Origin of the sequence: Lactobacillus nasalidis (genome assembly GCF_016587775.1) — a bacterium.
Taxonomy (GTDB): Bacteria; Bacillota; Bacilli; order Lactobacillales; family Lactobacillaceae; genus Lactobacillus; species Lactobacillus nasalidis.
In genome coordinates, this window is sequence record NZ_BOCG01000135.1 from 1 (window position 1) to 990 (window position 990).

Annotated in this window: 3 protein-coding genes; 1 reads left to right on the forward strand and 2 read right to left on the reverse strand. The window is 52.2% G+C overall.

Annotation, left to right across the window (positions count from 1 at the left end; genetic code table 11):
• Positions 1 to 177 (forward strand): DUF2507 domain-containing protein (locus lacNas_RS02360; protein ID WP_201346547.1); only part of this gene is annotated, 177 nt, incomplete at its 5' end.
• A gap of 88 nt (positions 178 to 265) precedes the next feature.
• On the opposite strand, the gene trxA is transcribed toward lacNas_RS02360, so the two are convergent.
• Both trxA and lacNas_RS02370 read right to left on the reverse strand, forming a co-directional pair.
• Positions 266 to 577 (reverse strand): thioredoxin, encoded by a 312-nt coding sequence (trxA, locus tag lacNas_RS02365; protein WP_201331830.1) that lies wholly within the window; start codon positions 575 to 577, stop codon positions 266 to 268.
• A gap of 95 nt (positions 578 to 672) precedes the next feature.
• The coding region (locus lacNas_RS02370; protein WP_201346548.1) for a Smr/MutS family protein at positions 673 to 990 on the reverse strand (318 nt) is incomplete at its 5' end.

Sequence of the window (990 nt, forward strand, 5' to 3'; positions counted from 1 at the left end):
ATCTTCACGCTCAGCGGCCAGCCGATCAGCGACCGCCTGGCCAGCGGCAGCCGGGAATTTTCTCTGGAGAGCGGCATGATCGCCGAAGCCGTCGAACAAGCCCGCGGCCGGTCAGCTGAAGCAGAGATTTCTATCGACGATAAGAAGAAGAGCGTGCAGATTACAGCCTTTTTCTAACAGCTTCCGTTTGAAAAAATCCAAACAGAAGCAATTTTTTTGAAAAAAAAGACCAGGACGGTTGCGTCCTGGTCTTTATTTTTTCAGCTTAATCAGTGTACTGGTCAAGAATTTCGTTCAGCTTCTCCTTTGGAGTGTAGCCGGTCAAACGGTCAACCACTTGCCCGTCCTTCTTGATCAGCAAGGTCGGGATGGCCATGATTCCGAAGTTCTTAGCCGTGTTAGGGTTGTCATCAACGTCCATCTTGGTAAAGTGCACGTCTTGTCTTTCTTCAGCCAGGTTTTCGATAACCGGTGACTGCATCCGACAAGGGCCGCACCAGGTTGCCCAAAAGTCAACCAGTACCACGCCGTCCTTGGTTTCTTCATCGAACGTTGCATCTGTAATTGCATCAACCATATAAAATACCTCAAATCTATTTAAACTTAAAAACAATAGTTTCCGTTTGATGTTTTAAGTTTACTAGACTTACTTACTTTTTGCAAGTAACTTGCCTACTTTAAAGTCACGATCGTCGCCCCGGTGCCGCCTTCGTTGGCCGGCGCGTAGCTGTAGGCCTTGACGTGCTTGTTGCGCTTGAGGTACTGCTGCACGCCCTGCCGGATGGCCCCGGTCCCGATGCCGTGAATGATGGTGACCGTGCTTAGGCCAGAGAGCAGGACCGTGTCGAAATACCGGTCCAGGTTGACCATGGCTTCTTCATAGCGCTGCCCGCGCAGATCCAGCGAACTGTGCGCCCGGCTGGACCGGGAGGCGCTGGTAGCCCGTCTTTGCGGCTGCTGCTTCTGGCCGGCCGCCAGCTTGTCGATGTC

Bases quoted from the DNA above. Each gene is read 5' to 3' on its own strand.
- trxA (WP_201331830.1), bottom strand. From the start codon at position 577: ATGGTTGATGCAATTACAGATGCAACGTTCGATGAAGAAACCAAGGAC.